The 16,275-nt window shown below is 71.7% G+C and carries 18 protein-coding genes; 7 read left to right on the top strand and 11 right to left on the bottom strand.

Annotated features, from left to right (window positions below; all coding sequences use genetic code 11):
- Window positions 1-3: 3 nt before the first annotated feature.
- Both HCK04_RS31170 and lhgO read right to left on the bottom strand, forming a co-directional pair.
- On the bottom strand, window positions 4-726 hold the full coding sequence (locus tag HCK04_RS31170; RefSeq protein WP_142650951.1) for a response regulator transcription factor: 723 nt from the start codon (window positions 724-726) through the stop codon (window positions 4-6).
- Window positions 727-744: 18 nt separating this feature from the next.
- Complete coding sequence (gene lhgO, locus HCK04_RS31165) at window positions 745-1,929, bottom strand: L-2-hydroxyglutarate oxidase (protein WP_142650950.1); 1,185 nt, start codon at window positions 1,927-1,929, stop codon at window positions 745-747.
- Window positions 1,930-2,017: 88 nt separating this feature from the next.
- Here lhgO and HCK04_RS31160 point away from each other — a divergent pair, with 88 nt between their 5' ends.
- The gene (locus HCK04_RS31160) at window positions 2,018-2,380 is read left to right on the top strand and encodes a hypothetical protein (protein WP_142650949.1); all 363 of its coding nucleotides are present in this window, start codon (window positions 2,018-2,020) and stop codon (window positions 2,378-2,380) included.
- A 63-nt stretch (window positions 2,381-2,443) separates the two neighbouring features.
- Window positions 2,444-2,878, top strand: coding sequence for a CBS domain-containing protein (locus HCK04_RS31155; protein WP_142650948.1), 435 nt, complete (start codon window positions 2,444-2,446; stop codon window positions 2,876-2,878).
- A gap of 125 nt (window positions 2,879-3,003) precedes the next feature.
- On the opposite strand, the gene HCK04_RS31150 is transcribed toward HCK04_RS31155, so the two are convergent.
- The 3 genes from HCK04_RS31150 to HCK04_RS31140 all read right to left on the bottom strand — a co-directional run bounded on the left by HCK04_RS31150 (window position 3,004) and on the right by HCK04_RS31140 (window position 5,097).
- Window positions 3,004-3,666 (bottom strand): response regulator transcription factor, encoded by a 663-nt coding sequence (locus HCK04_RS31150; protein WP_142650947.1) that lies wholly within the window; start codon window positions 3,664-3,666, stop codon window positions 3,004-3,006.
- Window positions 3,663-4,829, bottom strand: coding sequence for a histidine kinase (locus HCK04_RS31145; RefSeq protein WP_260617477.1), 1,167 nt, complete (start codon window positions 4,827-4,829; stop codon window positions 3,663-3,665). Before HCK04_RS31145 ends, HCK04_RS31150 begins: the two co-directional genes overlap by 4 nt.
- A gap of 100 nt (window positions 4,830-4,929) precedes the next feature.
- The gene (locus tag HCK04_RS31140) at window positions 4,930-5,097 is read right to left on the bottom strand and encodes a hypothetical protein (protein ID WP_168066405.1); all 168 of its coding nucleotides are present in this window, start codon (window positions 5,095-5,097) and stop codon (window positions 4,930-4,932) included.
- On the opposite strand from HCK04_RS31140, the gene HCK04_RS31135 reads away from it, so the two are divergent.
- On the top strand, window positions 5,096-5,503 hold the full coding sequence (locus tag HCK04_RS31135; RefSeq protein ID WP_142650946.1) for a hypothetical protein: 408 nt from the start codon (window positions 5,096-5,098) through the stop codon (window positions 5,501-5,503). The genes HCK04_RS31140 and HCK04_RS31135 overlap by 2 nt on opposite strands.
- The gene (locus HCK04_RS31130; RefSeq protein WP_142650945.1) at window positions 5,500-7,059 is read left to right on the top strand and encodes a multicopper oxidase domain-containing protein; all 1,560 of its coding nucleotides are present in this window, start codon (window positions 5,500-5,502) and stop codon (window positions 7,057-7,059) included. The genes HCK04_RS31135 and HCK04_RS31130 overlap by 4 nt, the downstream gene beginning before the upstream one ends.
- Before the next feature lie 68 nt (window positions 7,060-7,127).
- Here HCK04_RS31130 and HCK04_RS31125 read toward each other — a convergent pair whose 3' ends face one another.
- Window positions 7,128-8,198 (bottom strand): hypothetical protein, encoded by a 1,071-nt coding sequence (locus HCK04_RS31125; protein WP_142650944.1) that lies wholly within the window; start codon window positions 8,196-8,198, stop codon window positions 7,128-7,130.
- A gap of 68 nt (window positions 8,199-8,266) precedes the next feature.
- Window positions 8,267-9,412 carry an epoxide hydrolase family protein gene (locus tag HCK04_RS31120; protein WP_142650943.1) on the bottom strand — a complete coding sequence of 382 codons (1,146 nt, stop codon included), beginning with the start codon at window positions 9,410-9,412 and terminating at the stop codon, window positions 8,267-8,269.
- Window positions 9,413-9,474: 62 nt separating this feature from the next.
- On the opposite strand from HCK04_RS31120, the gene HCK04_RS31115 reads away from it, so the two are divergent.
- Complete coding sequence (locus HCK04_RS31115; protein ID WP_142650942.1) at window positions 9,475-10,449, top strand: YafY family protein; 975 nt, start codon at window positions 9,475-9,477, stop codon at window positions 10,447-10,449.
- A gap of 23 nt (window positions 10,450-10,472) precedes the next feature.
- On the opposite strand, the gene HCK04_RS31110 is transcribed toward HCK04_RS31115, so the two are convergent.
- From HCK04_RS31110 to HCK04_RS31095, 4 genes are all read right to left on the bottom strand, one after another.
- On the bottom strand, window positions 10,473-11,225 hold the full coding sequence (locus HCK04_RS31110) for an SDR family oxidoreductase (protein WP_142650941.1): 753 nt from the start codon (window positions 11,223-11,225) through the stop codon (window positions 10,473-10,475).
- Between the two features lie 72 nt (window positions 11,226-11,297).
- On the bottom strand, window positions 11,298-12,665 hold the full coding sequence (locus tag HCK04_RS31105; protein ID WP_142650940.1) for an MFS transporter: 1,368 nt from the start codon (window positions 12,663-12,665) through the stop codon (window positions 11,298-11,300).
- Window positions 12,666-12,723: 58 nt separating this feature from the next.
- Complete coding sequence (locus tag HCK04_RS31100) at window positions 12,724-13,305, bottom strand: TetR/AcrR family transcriptional regulator (RefSeq protein ID WP_142650939.1); 582 nt, start codon at window positions 13,303-13,305, stop codon at window positions 12,724-12,726.
- Window positions 13,306-13,342: 37 nt separating this feature from the next.
- A complete protein-coding gene (locus HCK04_RS31095; protein ID WP_142650938.1) occupies window positions 13,343-14,515 on the bottom strand; it encodes an FAD-dependent monooxygenase in 1,173 nt (390 codons plus the stop codon).
- A 55-nt stretch (window positions 14,516-14,570) separates the two neighbouring features.
- Between HCK04_RS31095 and HCK04_RS31090 the strand changes: the two genes are divergently transcribed.
- A complete protein-coding gene (locus tag HCK04_RS31090; RefSeq protein ID WP_147943111.1) occupies window positions 14,571-15,140 on the top strand; it encodes a PadR family transcriptional regulator in 570 nt (189 codons plus the stop codon).
- A 50-nt stretch (window positions 15,141-15,190) separates the two neighbouring features.
- Window positions 15,191-16,159 carry an aldo/keto reductase gene (locus HCK04_RS31085; RefSeq protein ID WP_142650937.1) on the top strand — a complete coding sequence of 323 codons (969 nt, stop codon included), beginning with the start codon at window positions 15,191-15,193 and terminating at the stop codon, window positions 16,157-16,159.
- The last annotated feature ends 116 nt before the right edge of the window (window positions 16,160-16,275 follow it).

Raw genomic sequence — 16,275 nt, 5'->3', positions numbered from 1 at the left:
GGCTCAGGCGCCGCTGGGTGGTGTCCGCATGACGTAGCCGACGCCGCGCAGCGTGTGGATGAGCCGGGGGTGGCGCCGGGAGTGGGCGTTGTCGAGCTTGCGGCGCAACACCGACACGTACGACTCGACGATCCCGGCGTCGCCGCGGAAGTCGTAGTCCCACACGTGGTCGAGGATCTGCGCCTTGGACAGCACCCGGCCGGCGTTGCACATGAAGTAACGCAGCAGCTTGAACTCCGTCGGCGACAGGGGTACGGCCCGGCCGCCGCGCCAGACCTCGTGGGACTCCTCGTCCAGCTCGATGTCGGCGAAGGTCAGCCGCGGCGGGGTGATCATCGGGTCTCCGGCGGTGCGGCGCAGCACGGCCCGGATCCTGGCGATGACCTCCTCCAGGCTGAACGGCTTGGTCACGTAGTCGTCGCCGCCGAGCGTCAGGCCCCGGATCTTGTCCTCGGTGGCGTCGCGCGCGGTGAGGAAGACGACAGGGGTGAGGGTTCCGCCACTGCGCAGCCTGCGTACGATGTCGAACCCGTCCATGTCGGGCAGCATGACGTCGAGCACGATCAGGTCCGGCCGGTGCCGCTGAGCCGCGGCCACCGCCTCTCCGCCGTTGGACGCGGTGTGGACCTCGAATCCGGCATACCGGAGGCTGGCCGCGAGCAGTTCGAGGATGTTCGGCTCGTCCTCGACGATCAGCAGCCGGGCTTCGGGAGATTCAACGACCATGTCGGCAGCACTCTAGACCTAGGAAGTTAAGGGAACCGTTAAAGCGATGTGCCGGGCGATCGCCAGGCTGCTCGTCGCCGCAGGTGAGGGCGCGTTTCGCACCAGCACGATACGCCCGTGGACGTCGATGACGAAGTCGTCGAGCAGCCTGCCGTCGCGTGCCACGGCCTGGGCGCGCACACCGCCCTGGGTGCGTACGAGGTCGGCCGGGGCCAGCTCGGGCACGTACCGCCGGGCGGCTGCCACGAAGGCCCGCTTGGCCAGCGAGCCGTAGACCTCGCGCAGGCCGGTGCGCCAGTGCTCGGCCGCCATGCGCCGGGCGCCCGGCCAGGCGACGATCCGCCGCAGGTCGCGCAGCGACGCCGTCCCCCAGGAGTAGCCCTCCAGGGCGAGCGCGGGCACGGCGTTGGGCCCGACCAGGACCTCCCCGTCGATCCTGCGGGTCAGGTGGACGCCGAGGAACGGGTAGCGGGGATCGGGCACGGGATAGATGAGCCCTTTCACCAGGCCGCGTGCCGGCCCGGCGAGCCTGTAGTACTCACCGCGGAACGGGACGATCCGCACGTCACCGCCCGCCCGCGCCAGGTCCGCCACACGGTCGGTGCCGAGGCCCGCGCAGGAGATCAGCCGGTCGAAGGTGAGCCTCTCCGGCCCGGCCGCCACCGCCACCTCGTCGGTGGTCTGCCTGATCGCGAGCACGGGACGCGAGAGCCGTACGGACCCGCCCGCCTCGGCCAGGTCGGCGGCGAGGCGGCGCGCGACCGCGGAGAAGTCGGTGATCGCGGTGTGCGGCGAGTGGACGGCGGCGACCCCGACCGCGTGCGGCTCGACCTCACGCAGGCCGATCGCGTCGAGCTCGGCGATGCCGGGCACGCCGTTCTCCCTGGCCCGCTCGGCGATGCGGCGCAGGCCGGGCAGCTCGGCCCGGGTGGAGGCCACGACGAGCTTGCCCACCTCGTCGTACGGCAGGCCGTGCTCGGCGCAGTATTCGCGCAGCATCGCCATGCCCTCCCGGCACAGCGTCGCCTTGAGCGAGCCGGGCTGGTAGTAGATCCCGGCGTGCACGACCCCGCTGTTGTGCCCGGTCTGGTGGGCGGCGATCCGGGGCTCCTTCTCCAGGACGGTCACCTCGGCGCCCGCCCGCGCCATCTGCCGGGCCACGGCCAGACCGAGGATCCCGGCGCCGACGATCCCGATCCTCATGGCCGCGTGGTTGTCGACAGCATGTCGGACATTCTCGCAGCCGGAGCCGCTCCACGGTGATCGAACCTGTGTTCGGTATGATGGCGGAGTGTACGTGCCACCCGGCTGGCCACCGGAGGTGCGCCCTCCTGGCAGCCCCGATTGGGAGGTCTCGGCCGTGTCGTGGCTGCTCGACGCGGTGCCGCCCGACTATCGCGCGTACGGCGTGCTGCGCCGCCACCCGCTGGCGCTCGCCCGGATGGCCCGCCAGCAGGTCGCGGCCTCGATCCAGGCGGCCCGGGAGGGATACCGGGGCGCGGCGGTGGAGCTGAAGGAGCACCTGCCCCCGCACGCGATCGAGGCCGTCCTGGACGCCTACCGCCAGGAAGGCCCCCGGCTCGTACGGCTGGCCGAGTCGGTCGCGCTCGTGGAACGGGCCCTGCGCGGCGAGCACTTCCTCCCTCGCCTGTGACTGCGCTCTTAAGTTCGGACATATGGGGCATGTCACCCTAAAAGAAGGAATCGGGGGTTAGCCATGACCACAGAGGGAGCGACCAAGACCGCAGGTCAGGTTATGCACGAGGGCGCGGAATGCATCGGCGAGCACGAGAGCCTGCGCAGGGCCGCGGAGATGATGCGGGACATGAACGTCGGCGCCCTTCCCATCTGCGGCGACGACGACCGGCTCAAGGGCATCATCACCGACCGCGACATCGTGATCAAGTGCTGCGCCGAGGGCAAGGACCTCGACCAGACCACGGCGGGCGAGCTCGCCCGCGGCCTCGTCTGGGTCGACGCCAACGCCAGCGTCGAAGACGCCCTGATGAAGATGGAGGAGCACCAGATCAAGCGCATGCCGGTGATCGAGAACCACCGCATCGTCGGGATGATCACCGAGGCCGATCTGGCCAAGGAACTGCCCGACAGCAAGCTCGCGGAGTTCGTGCACCGCATCTACGCGCGGAGCTGACCGTCGCGGCGATCTCCGGGCCGGTGCCGCCGGGAACGGCCGCACCGGCCCTTCGCCTGCCCCGCCCGCCCCCGCACCACGAGCGACGCCCCGCCGCGTCCCCGCTTCAGGGCAAGCGCGCACCGCTAGCGGCGTCCCGGGGTGACCAGCCCGGACTCGTAGGCGTGCACCACCAGTTGGGCGCGATCACGAGCGCCCAGCTTGGCCATCACCCTGCTGACGTGGGTCTTGACGGTGGCGTGGCTGATCGTGAGGTGGCCGGCGATCTCCTCGTTGGACATCCCCGTCGCGACCAGCGACAGGACCTCGCGCTCCCGGTCGGTCAGCCGGTCGAGGCCGGGCCCCGGCACGGGCCTGGGCGGCGTGGAGACATACTCCTCGATCAGCCGCCTGGTGACCGAGGGGGACAGCAGCGCCTCGCCGTTGGCCGCCACCCGCACCGACTGCAGCAGGTCGGCCGGTTCGATGTCCTTGACCAGGAATCCGCTGGCCCCGGCGCGCAGGGCGGCGAAGACGTACTCGTCGAGGGCGTAGTTGGTGAGGATGACCACGCGCACCGAGTCGAGCTCCGGGTCGGCCCCGATCCTCCTCGTGGCCTGGATGCCGTCGAGCAGCGGCATCCGCACGTCGAGCAACGCCACGTCGGGCCGCAGGGCGCGGCACAGCTCGACGGCCTCGCCGCCGTTGCCCGCCTCCGCGACGACCGTGACGTCCTCGGCCATCTCCAGCAGCGCCCGGAACCCGGCGCGGATCAACGGCTGGTCGTCGGCCAGCAGCACCCGGATCACGGGGCGGCCGCCGTCGGCAGCTCGGCCCGTACGGCGAAGCCTCCCCCGGGTCGCGGCCCGGCGGTGAGCGAGCCGCCGAGGGCGACCGCGCGCTCGCGCATTCCGATCAACCCCATCCCGTTGTCCGTCGTCCCCGTCGTGGTCTGTCCGTCGTCCTCGACGCTCAGTTCGATCATGTCAGCCGCGTATTCGATCGTCACGGTGACGGAGGCGGCCCCGGCGTGCCGCAGCACGTTGGTGAACGCCTCCTGCACGATGCGGTAGGCGGCCCGGTCGACCTCCGGGGGCACCTCCCTGCGCGTGCCGATGGTCAGCGTCGTGACCGGCAGCCCCGCCGCTTCGGCCCGGTCCACCAGCCGGGGCAGCCTGGCCAGCCCCACCTCGGGGCCGTCGGGGTCGGCCTGGCGCAGGACGCCCAGCGTGGCGCGCAGCTCGTGCATCGCCTCCTTGCCCGACTCCTTCACAGCGAGCAGCGCCCGGCGGGTCAGGGCCGGATCCCGCTCCAGCGTCTGCAACGCGACCGAGGTCTGCACGTTGATGACGGAGATGGTGTGCGTGAGCGTGTCGTGGAGCTCCTGGGCGATCCACAGGCGCTCCTCCCCGGCCCTGCGCAGAGCGGCCTCCTCTCTGGTGAGTTCGGCCTGGATCGCCCGTTGTTCGACCTCTCTGAGGTAGGCGCGCCGGTTCTTGGTCACCTCGCCGAGCACCACCATCGCCACCAGCCAGCCGCTGAGCAGGCTGAGGCCGCCGGGCTCCGGATCGGCGTCGGCCAGCGCGACCGGGACGGCGATGCCGGCTGCCAGCGCGATGCCCAGACCGATCGCCAGGCGGCGCCGGCCCAGAGTGGCCGCCGTGTAGATCGCGATCAGGGCGGGCCCGGCGGCGAAGATGCCCGGGTAACGCGCACCGTAGTAGGCGACGGCGCACCCGACCGTGACCACGCCGACCGTCACAGGAGCGCCGCGCCGCCGGACGAGCACCAGAGACGCCACCACGATCAGCATGAGGCCGAGCGGGTCAAGCGGCCGCTCCGTGAGACCCGAGCTCGACAGCCTGCCGTACGTGCCCGCGACGCCGAGCGTGAGCATGGCCGCGGTGATCAGCGCATCGACCTTCCACGGCCGCACGGCCTTCCACGGTGGCACGGTCTGCCAGAGCCGCACGGTTTTCCAAGGCCGCACGGTTTTCCAAGGCCGCACGGTTTTCCACGGTCGCACGGGCTGCCACGGTCGCGCGGTCTTCCACGGTCGCACGTCTGTCACGCTAGGCCACGACGCGGGCCGCGCCCACCCGCCTGTGGTCGACCCCGCGCCTGCATCCCCGGTCGTACGCGTGCTCCGCGTGGCCGTGTCCTACACCCCGGGATGTACGGCGGAGCCCCGACCACAGCCGGACGATCTTCCGCGCGATCCGCAGCAGCATGCCGGGCATGAGCGTCTCACCTGTTCCGCCGCGGGCGGACCTCGGCCGTGGACCCGGCTGGATCGGCTGGCCGCTGCGGTCGGTCGCCGTGCTGCACCTGTTCGGCGTGCTCGCGCAGGCCGTCTTCGCCGGGCTGTTCGTCACGGGTGACGTGGACATGCTCGCCTGGCATCGCACCAACGGCGGGTTCACCCACGTCACGCTCTATCTCCAGCTGGTGGCCTCGATCCTGCTGTGGCGGCCGGCCCGCGGACCGGCGTGGCCCGCCCTGGCCGCGGCCGGGCTCGTGGCCGCGGAAACCCTCCAGGTCGTGGCCGGGCAGGAGCGCGTCCTGGCGGTGCACTTCCCGCTCGGCATGGCCGTCTTCGGCGCCACGACCGTGCTGACGGCCCTGGTCTGGCGGGTGACGCGATGATCTCCCGTCGTGGTTTCCTCGGGCTGCTCGGCGGGGCCGGCCTCACGGTCGCCGGCTGCGGCGCCCTGACCCACGAGTTGGGCCGCGAGGTGGCCGGTGAGAGCCTGACGAGCGCGTTGCCGCTGCCCGCCCGGTTCGCCGTGCCGCTGCCGATCCCCGCGACCGCCGTTCCCGTACGGCCCGGCCGTTACGAGGTCGTCCAGCGCGCGGCCGAAGTGGAGATCATCCCCGGCACCACGACCGAGATCTGGGGCTACGACGGCATGTTCCCGGGGCCGACCTTCGACCTGAGAGCCGGCAGCCCTGCCGTCATCCGGGTCCGCAACGAGCTGTCCGCGCCCACCTCGACCCATCTGCACGGAGGAGTCACCCCGCCGGAGTCCGACGGCTATCCCACAGACGTGGTGATCGCGCGGGGCCGGGGGTTCCGCCCGCCCCAGGGCGAGCACTCCCACCACGACCTGCGGCAGTGGACCTTCCACGAGGCGGCCAGAGACTACGTCTATCCGCTGGAGCAGCGTGCCGCCACGCTCTGGTATCACGACCATCGGATGGACTTCACCGCGCCGCAGGTGTGGCGCGGCCTGGCCGGTTTCGTCATCGTCCGCGACGACGAGGACGACGCGCTGCCGTTGCCGAAGGGTGAGCGGGACATCCCGCTGATGATCTGCGACAGGGCCTTCGAGGAGGACGGCTCGTTCCGCTATCCGTCCCTCGATCCGACCCTGCTGCTGCGCCCGGGTGTGGACGACGCGTTCATGGAGGGAGTGGAGGGCGACGTCATCCTGGTCAACGGCGCACCCTGGCCCTTTCTGGAGGTCGACGCGGCGCGATATCGCCTGCGGCTGCTCAACGCCTCGAACGCACGCCGCTTCCGGCTGCGGCTGACCCCCGGCGGCCGGTTCGTCCAGGTCGGCAGCGACCAGGGATTGCTGGCCGCTCCCGTGACGCACGACGCGATCACCATCTCCCCGGGAGAACGCTTCGACGTCGTCGTGGACTTCTCCGGCCACCCCGCCGGCGCCGAGGTGACCATGGTCAACACCTTGGGCACGGGCGCCGCACGCGACGTCATGCGGTTCCGCGTTCGGCGCAGGGCCGCCGACGACAGCGCGATCCCGAAACGGCTGTCCCGGACCGCCGAGCCGGTCGACACGCCGGTCGACACGGCGGTCGACACGGCGGTCGCCACCCGCGTCTTCGACTTCCGCCGTACGGGTCAGGGGGGCGGCGGATCCTGGACGATCAACGGACGCAGCTTCCGGCCGGGGCGGCCGCTGGCCACCCCGCGCCTGAACACCAGCGAGGTCTGGAGGTTCACCAGCGACTTCCACCACCCCGTGCACGTCCACCTGGCCCGGTTCCGGGTGCTCTCCCGGAACGGCGGGCCACCGGAGGCGACCGACGCCGGATGGAAGGACACGGTGGACGTGCGCCCCTACGAGGTCGTCGACGTCCTGGTCCGTTTCGAGGGCTACCGGGGCCGCTACATGCTGCACTGCCACAACCTCGAACACGAGGACATGGCGATGATGGTCGATTTCGAGGTCGTTTGAAGGCCCCCAGCGGTCCGCGTAGGACGTCCCCGGCCCGAGCGAAGGCTCTCAGAGGCCCTCAACGGCCCTCAGCGGCCCGTGCGGTAGGCGACGAACCCGATGATCCCGATCGCCCCGAGAGCGACCGCCACCCATAACACCGACATCGGCACGCCGAGGCCCCCGTCCCCGGCGGCCGCCCCGCTCGTCGCCTTGACCGCCCTCGGCCGGGCGGAGGAGGTACGGGCCCGGGTCGGCGACGGAGCAGGCCGGGCGGCGGCGGGCAGCGGCACCCGATAGACCGGGCTGTTCTCCCCCTCGCTCCCGGTCAGCAGGGCCGTGCCGTCCGCCGTGTACGCGATCGACTCGGCCTGGCGCAGCGGCGGCATCGTGACGTGCGCGATCAGCTTGCCGGGCGAGCGATAGACGGACGCCGAGAAGTACGTGCGGATGACGAAGCTCGACCCGTCGGGCGCGTACGCCGCGTCGGTGGCCATGAGGGGCGCGGGCCCCACCCGGCGCAGCACGTTCACCCTGTCGGTGCGCAGCTTCGCGGGAGCGGCGTAGACGCCCCCGGAGAACTCCTTGCTGACGACGTACAGCCGGCCCGTGCGGGGATCGACCATCACCCCCTCGGCGTTGCGGGGGCCGTCGGCGTAGCGGAAGCGATACCGCGTCGCCCGCAGTGTCGCGTCCTTCATCGTCCGGGGTTCGGCGACCTTGTAAACGGACACGTCCGGCCAGGCGCCGTCCAGGTTGTCCCCGATGTCGGCGATCCACAGCACACCGCGCCCGGTCGCGCGGTCGGTGGAGGCCGCGATGGCCTCCCAGTCCCTGGCCTCGGCGTTGCCGATCGTGAACGTCGCCCGGGTGCGGCCGTCCGGGCCGATCGCGTAGATCTGGGGTCCGTGGCCGCTGTCGTTGTGCGTGTAGACGATGCCCTTGTGGGTGGGCGAGACCGCCAGGCCGCTCGACTCACTGATCCGCTCGTCCCTGATCCGGAACAGCATGCGCTCCCGGTCGTCCGCCCGCGCGGCCGTCGGAATCTGGGTCGGCGCTGCCGTCGCCGGTGCGGGAAGCAGCGGGCCCGCGACCGCGAGGAGAGCCAGGGCCGCCCGCGGAATCCTGCTCGTCCGCGTTCGACCCGTCGTGCTCCCCATGCGGCCATCATTCCCGATGCCCGCCGCGCGTGCGGCGGGCGACATGCCCCTGGTCGTCCCGGGATCGGTCAGGAACGGGTATGCGGGCGGCCGGTCCGCAGGGCCGCGTAGAAGTCGCGCAGGTCGGCGGAGAGCACGTCCGGCCGCAGGTGGGCGGCGTAGTGACCACCCGCGTCGTAGGACCGCCAGTGAACGATGTTCCGGTGATCGCGCTCGGCGAAGGTGCGCATCGACACGAAGTCGCCCTCGAACATCGCCAGGCCGAGCGGGACCGTTGTCGGCTCCTTGGGATGCTCGGCGTGCGCGTCCTCGTAATAGAACCGCGTGGCCGAGGTGGCGGTGCCGGTCACCCAATAGAGCATCGTGTTGGTCAGGATGAAGTCGTCGTCGACGTCCTCACCGAACAACTGGGCGTTCCAGCCCAGCAGCCCGGCCGGCGAGTCGAAGATCCCGTACGACAGGGTCTGCGGCTGCTGCGAGTGGACCATGTTGAACGACATCTTGTTCTCGTAGAACCACTGCAGCACCTCCAGGCCCTTCCGCTCCTCGTCGGTGAGGTTCGCCATCTCGGCGGGGTCGCCGGAGGGGAAGGAGAAGATCTGCGTGACATGGACACCGACGACGTGCTCGGGGTCCACCCGCCCCACCTCGGGCGAGACGAACGAGCCGCCGTCGTTGCCCACCGCGCCATACCGGTCGTAGCCGAGCCTGCGCATGAGCTCCGCCCACGCCCGGGCCGTACGGAACCGGTTCCAGCCCCGCTCCCTCGTCGGGCCTGAGAAGCCGAAGCCGGGCAGCGACGGGATCACCAGGTGGAACGCCTGCGCCGGGTCCTCGGGGTTCGTCAGCGGTTGGATGACCTTGAGATACTCCACGATCGAGCCCGGCCAGCCGTGGGTGAGGATCAGCGGGAGGGCGTCCTCGTGCGGCGACCGCACGTGCAGGAAGTGAATGTCCTGCCCGTCGATCTCGGTGACGAACTGCGGATATCGGTTGATCTCGGCCTCGTGGGCGCGCCAGTCGTACCCGTCCCGCCAATACTCGGCCAGCCGCTTCACGTACGCGACCGGCACGCCGTACTCCCAGCCGGTTTCCGGGATCTCGTCGGGCCAGCGGGTCCGGCCGAGCCGGTCCTTCAGGTCGTCGAGGTCGGCCTGCGGGACGTCGATGCGGAAGGGCCTGATGGGCGGCGTGATCTGCGTGTTCTCGCTCATGAGGCCGACATTACGGACCCTTCCGGACAGGTTCCGTCCGGAAGTGCCGCCAGACTGAGAACATGCTGGAAACCTCGGCGCGGCTGCTGCGCCTGCTGTCGTTGCTCCAGGCCAGACGTGACTGGCCCGGCGCGATCCTGGCCGACCGGCTCGGCGTGAGCGAGCGGACGGTGCGCCGCGACGTCGACCGGCTGCGCGAGCTCGGCTATCCGGTGGAGTCCAGCCGCGGCACGGACGGCGGCTATCGGCTGGTCGCCGGGGCGGCGATGCCACCCCTGCTCCTGGACGACGAGGAGGCGGTGGCCGTGGCGATCGGGCTGCGGGCCGCCGCCGGTGTGACGGGCGTCGAGGAGGCGGCCGACCGCGCCGCCGCCAAGCTCGAACAGGTGCTGCCGGCCCGCCTGCGCCGCCGCGTGAGCGCTTTGCAGACGTACACCGAGCCGGTGCCGCCCGACCGCCCGGGTCCCGCCGTGGATCCCGCCGTGCTGAGCACGCTCGCCGCGGCCTGCCGCGACCGCGAGCGGCTGCGGTTCGACTACCGCGGCCACGACGGCTCCACCGGCGTCCGGCAGGCCGAGCCCCATCGGCTGGTGTCCTGGGGCCGCCGGTGGTACCTCGTGGCCTGGGACCTCGACCGTGACGACTGGCGCACGTTCCGGGTGGACCGGATCGCGCCGCGCACGCCCACCGGCCCGCGCTTCCCGCCCCGCGACCCGCCGGAGGGCGGCGCGGCGGCGTACGTCGCCCGCGGCGTGTCGGCGGCGGCCTGGCGGCACCACGCCCGGGCGCTCGTCCACGCCCCCGCCGAGGTGGTCGCCGCGCGGATCAACCCGGCCGTCGGCGTCGTGGAGGACGTCGACGGCCGCACCTGCGTGCTCGTGACGGGGGCCGACACCGTGGGCTCGCTCGCCGTCCACCTCGGCCTGCTCGACCTCGACTTCGAGGTGACCGGCCCGCCCGAGCTGGTGGAGCACCTGCGCGCCCTGACCGCCCGCTACGCCCGCGCGACCGCCGCAGCGGCAGGGAGGCCAGGCTGAGAGGCCGGGCTGAGGCTGCGAGGTCAGGCCGTGGCGCCGCCGTCGAGCACCAGGTCGAGCCCGACAGCGAATCCGGCGTCCTCGGAGGCGAGCCAGAGCGCGGTGCCGGTGATCTCGTCCATGGTGCCGACCCGGCCGATCGGCAGCTCCCTCTGCAGCCGGTTCGCCCGATCCGCCTCGGTCTCGCCCGGCCGCATCGACATCGGCGTGTCCAGCGGCCCCGGGCTGATCGCGTTGATCCGGATGCCGTCCCTGATGCACTCCAGCGCGGCCGTACGGGTCAGGACGCTGACGACGGCCTTCGACGCGCCGTAGGCGCCCAGCCCCGGCACCCGCATGTGCGCGCCGACCCGCGAGCCGATGTTGACGATCACACCGGCGCCCTGCGCGCGCATCGCGGCGATCTCGTGCTTCATCGCGAGGAACATTCCGGTCGCGTTGACCTCCATGACCCGTGCCCAGTCGTCCTCCGCCAGGTCGGCCACCGGGCCCGCGACGAACGTCCCCGCGTTGTTGACCGCGATGTCCAGGCGGCCGAAGTGCGCCACGATTCCCTGGACGAGCCCGGCCATGCCGGCCGAGTCGGTCACGTCCACCGTACGCGCGACGGCACGGCCGCCCTCGGCCTCGATGAGCTTGACGGTCTGCTCCAGCGCGTCACCTCCCCGGGCCGCCGCCACGACGACGGCGCCCTCCCGGGCGAACCCCTGGGCGATCGCCCGGCCGGCGCCGGAACCCGCCCCGGTGACCAGCACGACCTTGTCCGCGAACCTCATCTGTCGCTCCTTTGTCCATGCGAATTTGCCGGAATTCGTCCGCCGCGAACTTGTCCACTACGAACTCGTCCACTAGGGATTCGTCCGCTGCGGATTCGTCCAGGCGAACGCGACGGCGACCGTCGCCGCCGCGAGTAGGAAGGCCGGTGCCATGGCGGTGAGGGCGAACCCGTAGCCCTCCGTCATGGCCCGGGCACCGCCCGCGGGTACGGCTCCCGCGCGGGCGGCGGCGAGTGCCACGAGCGCGGCGAGGCCCACCGTCGGGCCCGCCTCCATGGCGGTGTTGACCAGTCCCCCGGCCGCCCCGGCGTCCTCCGCCCGAACGCCGTCGAGGGCCGCCACGGTGGCGCCGGAGAAGGCCAGCCCCGACGCGACCGGGAAGACCAGCAGCCCGGCGAGCACGGTCCCCCCGGACGCGACACGGCCGAGCAGCAGCATCGACACCGCCGCGAGCAGCAGCCCGGCGACCAGCACATGCCGTACGCCGAGGCGGCGCAGCAGGCGGCCGCTCACCGGGCCCATGACCACGACCAGGAGGAAGGGCAGGAAGGCCAGGCTCGTCGCGATCGGCGACAGCCCGCGCACCTGCTGCATGTAGAGACTGAGCAGGAACGTGATCGTCGCGCTGGCGGCCGCCGTGAGGAAGACGACGAGCAGGGCGGCGCCCCTGCGGGGATGCGCCACCAGCCGGAGCGGCAGCAGCGGCCGGGGCGTCCGCGCCTGGAGTGCGACGAAGCCCGCCGTCAGCACCAGGCCGGCGACGACGACGGCCGTCTCCCCCTCCAGCAGGCCGTACGCGAACGCGATCAGCCCGGCCGTGGCGAGCAGCGCGCCGGGCACGTCGAGGCGGGCCGCCGTACGCGGCACGGGCGGCAGCAGGGCGATCCCGGCGGCCACGGCCGCGACGCCGACGGCGGCGGGCAGGAGGAACGACCAGCGCCACGAGGCCACGGCGGCGACGAGGCCGGACAGCAGGCTGCCCGCGACGGCCCCGGTGACCGACAGGGTGCCCCACACCGCCAGGGCGCGCTCGCGCTCCCTGCCCTCCGGGCGCAGCCGCGTGACCAGCGAGACGGCCGCAGGGGCGGCCATCGCGGCGCCCGCTCCCTGCGCGAAGCGCGCGGCGAGCAGGACCGCGTTGCCCGGGGCCAGCCCGCCCGCCGCCGAGGCCAGCGCGAGCAGGGCCATCCCGGCGAGGAACATCTCCCGGGCGCCCCACCTGTCGGCGAGCCTGCCCCCGAGGAGCAGCAGCCCGCCGAAGGTCAGCCCGTACGCCGAGGTCAGCAGTGCCAGATCCCCCTGGCCGAGGCCGAACTCCCGCTGGATGGCCGGCAGCGGCACGGTCAGAAGTGTGATCGCCGCGACGAGCGTGACCTGCGCCCCGCCGAGCACGGCGAACGCCACCCTGTTTCTGGATCGATCGGTCAAGAATGAGGGCATGAAAACGCCCTCCCCTTCCTTTGCGAGACGGCTTCGGGAGACGGCTTCCCGGGAGAGATCAGCGGAGCAACGCGAGTGCCTGTGCTGCGGCGTCGCGGAGGCGGGCGGGGTCGCCATGCCCCTTGCCCATCACCCGCAGCCCTTGCAGGAAGACGAGCATGAAGCGCGCCAGCGCCCGGGGGTCGGACTCGGCGGAGATCTCCCCCTGGGCGCGGGCGCGGATGAGAGCCGAGGTCAGCGCCGTCTCCAGGCCCGTCCAGTTGGCCTCGACAAGCCGGGCGACCGGCTCGTCGCGTGGGAGGAGCTCGGTCGCCGCGTTCACGATCATGCAGCCGCGCCGTTCGCGGTCGCGGATCGAGTCCTCGGTGTAACGCTCGACCAGCGTCCGTACGGCCGGCAGAGCGGGGCCGGGCTGCGACAGCAGCTCGATGGGGTTGGGATCGCACGTCTGCGCGTAGCGCTCCAGCGCCTTCATGTACAGGTCGTGCTTGCCGCCGAAGGTGGCGTAGAGGCTGGCCCGGCCGATGCCGAGGTGCTCGACCAGGTCGGCCATCGAGGTGGCCTCGTAGCCGCGCCGCCAGAACAGATCCAGCGCCCGCTCCAGCACCACGTCGGGGTCGAACTCCTTGGTCCTCGCCATGTCCCCGACCTTAGACCAATTGAGAACGATCGGTCAATTAAGCCGCGACCGGATCGTCCCAGGTGATCCGGTAGTCGTGCATCCAGGCCAGCGCGTTGCGCTTCTCCACCTGCCGCATGACCACGGGAAGGATCAGGTCGCGGACGAAGGCCCCGCCGGCGCCCGGCGCCTTGCCGTTCCCGTTGCGCTTGCCCTGCGCCACGACACGCTCGACCCGGTCGCGCCGCAGCCGTTCGAAGGCGGCGAACGCCCCCGCGAGGTCCGGCACGTCGCGCAGGCACTTGCCGAGCACCACGGCGTCCTCGATGGCCATCGACGCGCCCTGCCCGGAGGACGGCGAGGTGGCGTGGGCGGCGTCCCCGACGAGGATCATGCGCTCGCCGGACCACTTCGGCACCCTCGGGAAGTCATAGGTGCTCCAGCCGGGCAGGATGTGCGGGGTCGCCGCGATGATCTCCCGCATCGGCCCGGTGTCGCCCTCGAACAGGTCCATGAGCCGTGCCCGCCACCGCTCGGGCGTGATCGCCGCGAGCTCCTCGGGGGTCATCTCCCTGCGGCTCGGCGGGTTGGCGAACCACCACACGTCCCCCTCCGGATGGATCAAGTATCCGAAGAAGCACCGCCTGCCGAAGATGAAGTTGCAGACTCCCGGCCTGCCCGGCACCCGCACCCCCTTCGCATAACCACCGGTGTTCAGCAGCCCGACATAACGCGCGCGGGGCGCGTTGGGGTCGATCAGGGTGCGGGTGCGCGAGCGCAGCCCGTCGGCCCCCACCAGCAGGTCGCCCTCCGCCCCGGTGCCGTCCGCGAAGACCGCCCGCACGCCGTCCGGGGTGGCCGAGGCGTCGGCGAGCCGCTTGCCGTAGTGGATCCGCACGCCCCGCCGTACGGCCTCGTCGCGCAGCGCCTGGTAGAGGTCGGCGCGCCGGAGCGTGCGGCTCGGCTGGCTCGTGGTCGCCAGCAGCCTGCCGCGCGCGTTGCGGATCTCCATGACCGGCGTGTCCATGCCGAGGTCGCCGACGAGGTCGCGGAGATCGAGCAGGCGCAGGGCCTCCAGGCCGTTCACCGCGAGCGTGAGGAAGGCGCCGACGCCCTCGGCTCCCCGGTCATAGGCCTCGAAGACCTCGCTGTCGATTCCGGCGCGTTGCAGCGCCATGGCCGTGACGGGACCCGCGATCCCGCCGCCGATGATCAGTGCTCTCTTGGTCATGAGATGACTATACATATTATGACTAATCGCCGACAAGGCCCCTATGATGGGGCGCATGTCGACGCGGCGCTCCCCTCTGGCCACGGCCGTGCTCGCCCTGGTCTGCGAGTCGCCGATGCACGCCTATCGGATGCAGCAGCTGATCAAGGAACGGCACCAGGACGACGTGGTCAACGTCGCGCAGCGCAACAGCGTCTACCAGACGATCGAGCGCCTGCTCCGCGACGGGCTGCTGGCGATCCGCGAGACCACCCGCGAGGAGAACCGGCCGGAACGCACGGTCTACGAGGCCACCGAGACGGGCCGCGAGACGCTCAAGCAGTGGATGCGGACCATGCTGTCCACCCCGGCCAGGGAGTTCCCCGAGTTTCCCGCCGCGCTCGCCTTCCTGCCCGTGCTGACGCCGGAGGAGGCGCTGGCGGCGCTGCGGCAACGCATCACCGCACTGGAGGCCCGGCTGTCCGCGCTCGACACCGAGATGACCGACAACCTGCCCTCCGTGCCCCGCCTCTTCCTCGTGGAGACCGAGTTTCAGCGGGCCCAGATCGCCACGGAGCTGGAGTTCGTACGCGGCCTCGCCGCCGACCTGAGCGAGGGCCGCCTCACCTGGGACTTCAAGATCTAGGGCGTGCCGGGCTGGCCTGGAGTCCACTCCAGGCACCTAGGGTGGAGGCCATGGAATACGGACACCTTGGCCGCACCGGCCTGCTGGTCAGCAAGCTCTGCCTGGGGACGATGAACTTCGGTCCGCTGACCACGGAGGAGGACTCCTTCGCGATCATGGATCGCGCCCACGAGCTCGGGATCAACTTCTTCGACACGGCCAACGTCTATGGCTGGAAGAAGGGCGAGGGGATCACCGAGAACATCATCGGCCGCTGGTTCGTCAAGGGCGGCGGCCGTCGTGAGCGTACGGTCATCGCCACCAAGCTCTACGGCTCGATGGGCGACTGGCCGAACGAGGAGAAGCTGTCCGCGCTGAACATCCGTCGGGCGGCGGAGGCCTCGCTGCGCCGGATGCAGACCGACTACATCGATGTCTACCAGGCCCACCACATCGACCGGGACACCCCGTTCGAGGAGTTCTGGGAGGCCATGGACATCCTCAAGCAGCAGGGCAAGATCCTGTACGTCGGCTCGTCGAACTTCGCCGGCTGGCACATCGCCAAGGCCCAGGAGGCGGCCCGCCGCCGCAACACCCTCGGCCTGGTCAGCGAGCAGTCCCACTACAACCTGCTCGTCCGCGCGCCCGAGCTCGAGGTCATCCCGGCCTGCGAGGACTACGGCCTCGGCCTGATCCCGTGGAGCCCGCTGGCGGGCGGCCTGCTCGGCGGCATCCTGCGCAAGATCGACAAGGGCCGCTCGGCATCCGACCAGATCGCGGCCCAGCTCGACAAGCACCGCGGCAAGATCGAGCAGTACGAGGCGTTCTGCGACGAGCTCGGCGAGGACCCGGCCAACGTCGGGCTGGCGTGGCTGCTGCACCAGCGGGCGGTCACCGCGCCGATCATCGGCCCCCGCACGGTCGAGCAGCTCGACGGCACGGTCCGGGCGCTGGAGATCAAGCTGGACGACAAGGCGCTCGCCCGGCTCGACGAGATCTTCCCCGGCTTCAAGACCGCCCCGGAGGAGTACGCCTGGTAGCCCAGGCACCGGTGATCGCAGATCAGGCGCTGTTGAGCAGCGCGCCGACGATCACGATGAACACGAGCAGCGCGAGCACCGTGGGCAGCAACCAGCGACGAGGACGATCCACGCCA

Source organism: Microbispora sp. CL1-1, from assembly GCF_012034195.1.
In the GTDB taxonomy this organism is placed as follows: Bacteria; Actinomycetota; Actinomycetes; order Streptosporangiales; family Streptosporangiaceae; genus Microbispora.
Note: the sequence above shows the minus strand (reverse complement) of the source record. Positions and strands in the feature narration are given on the sequence as shown.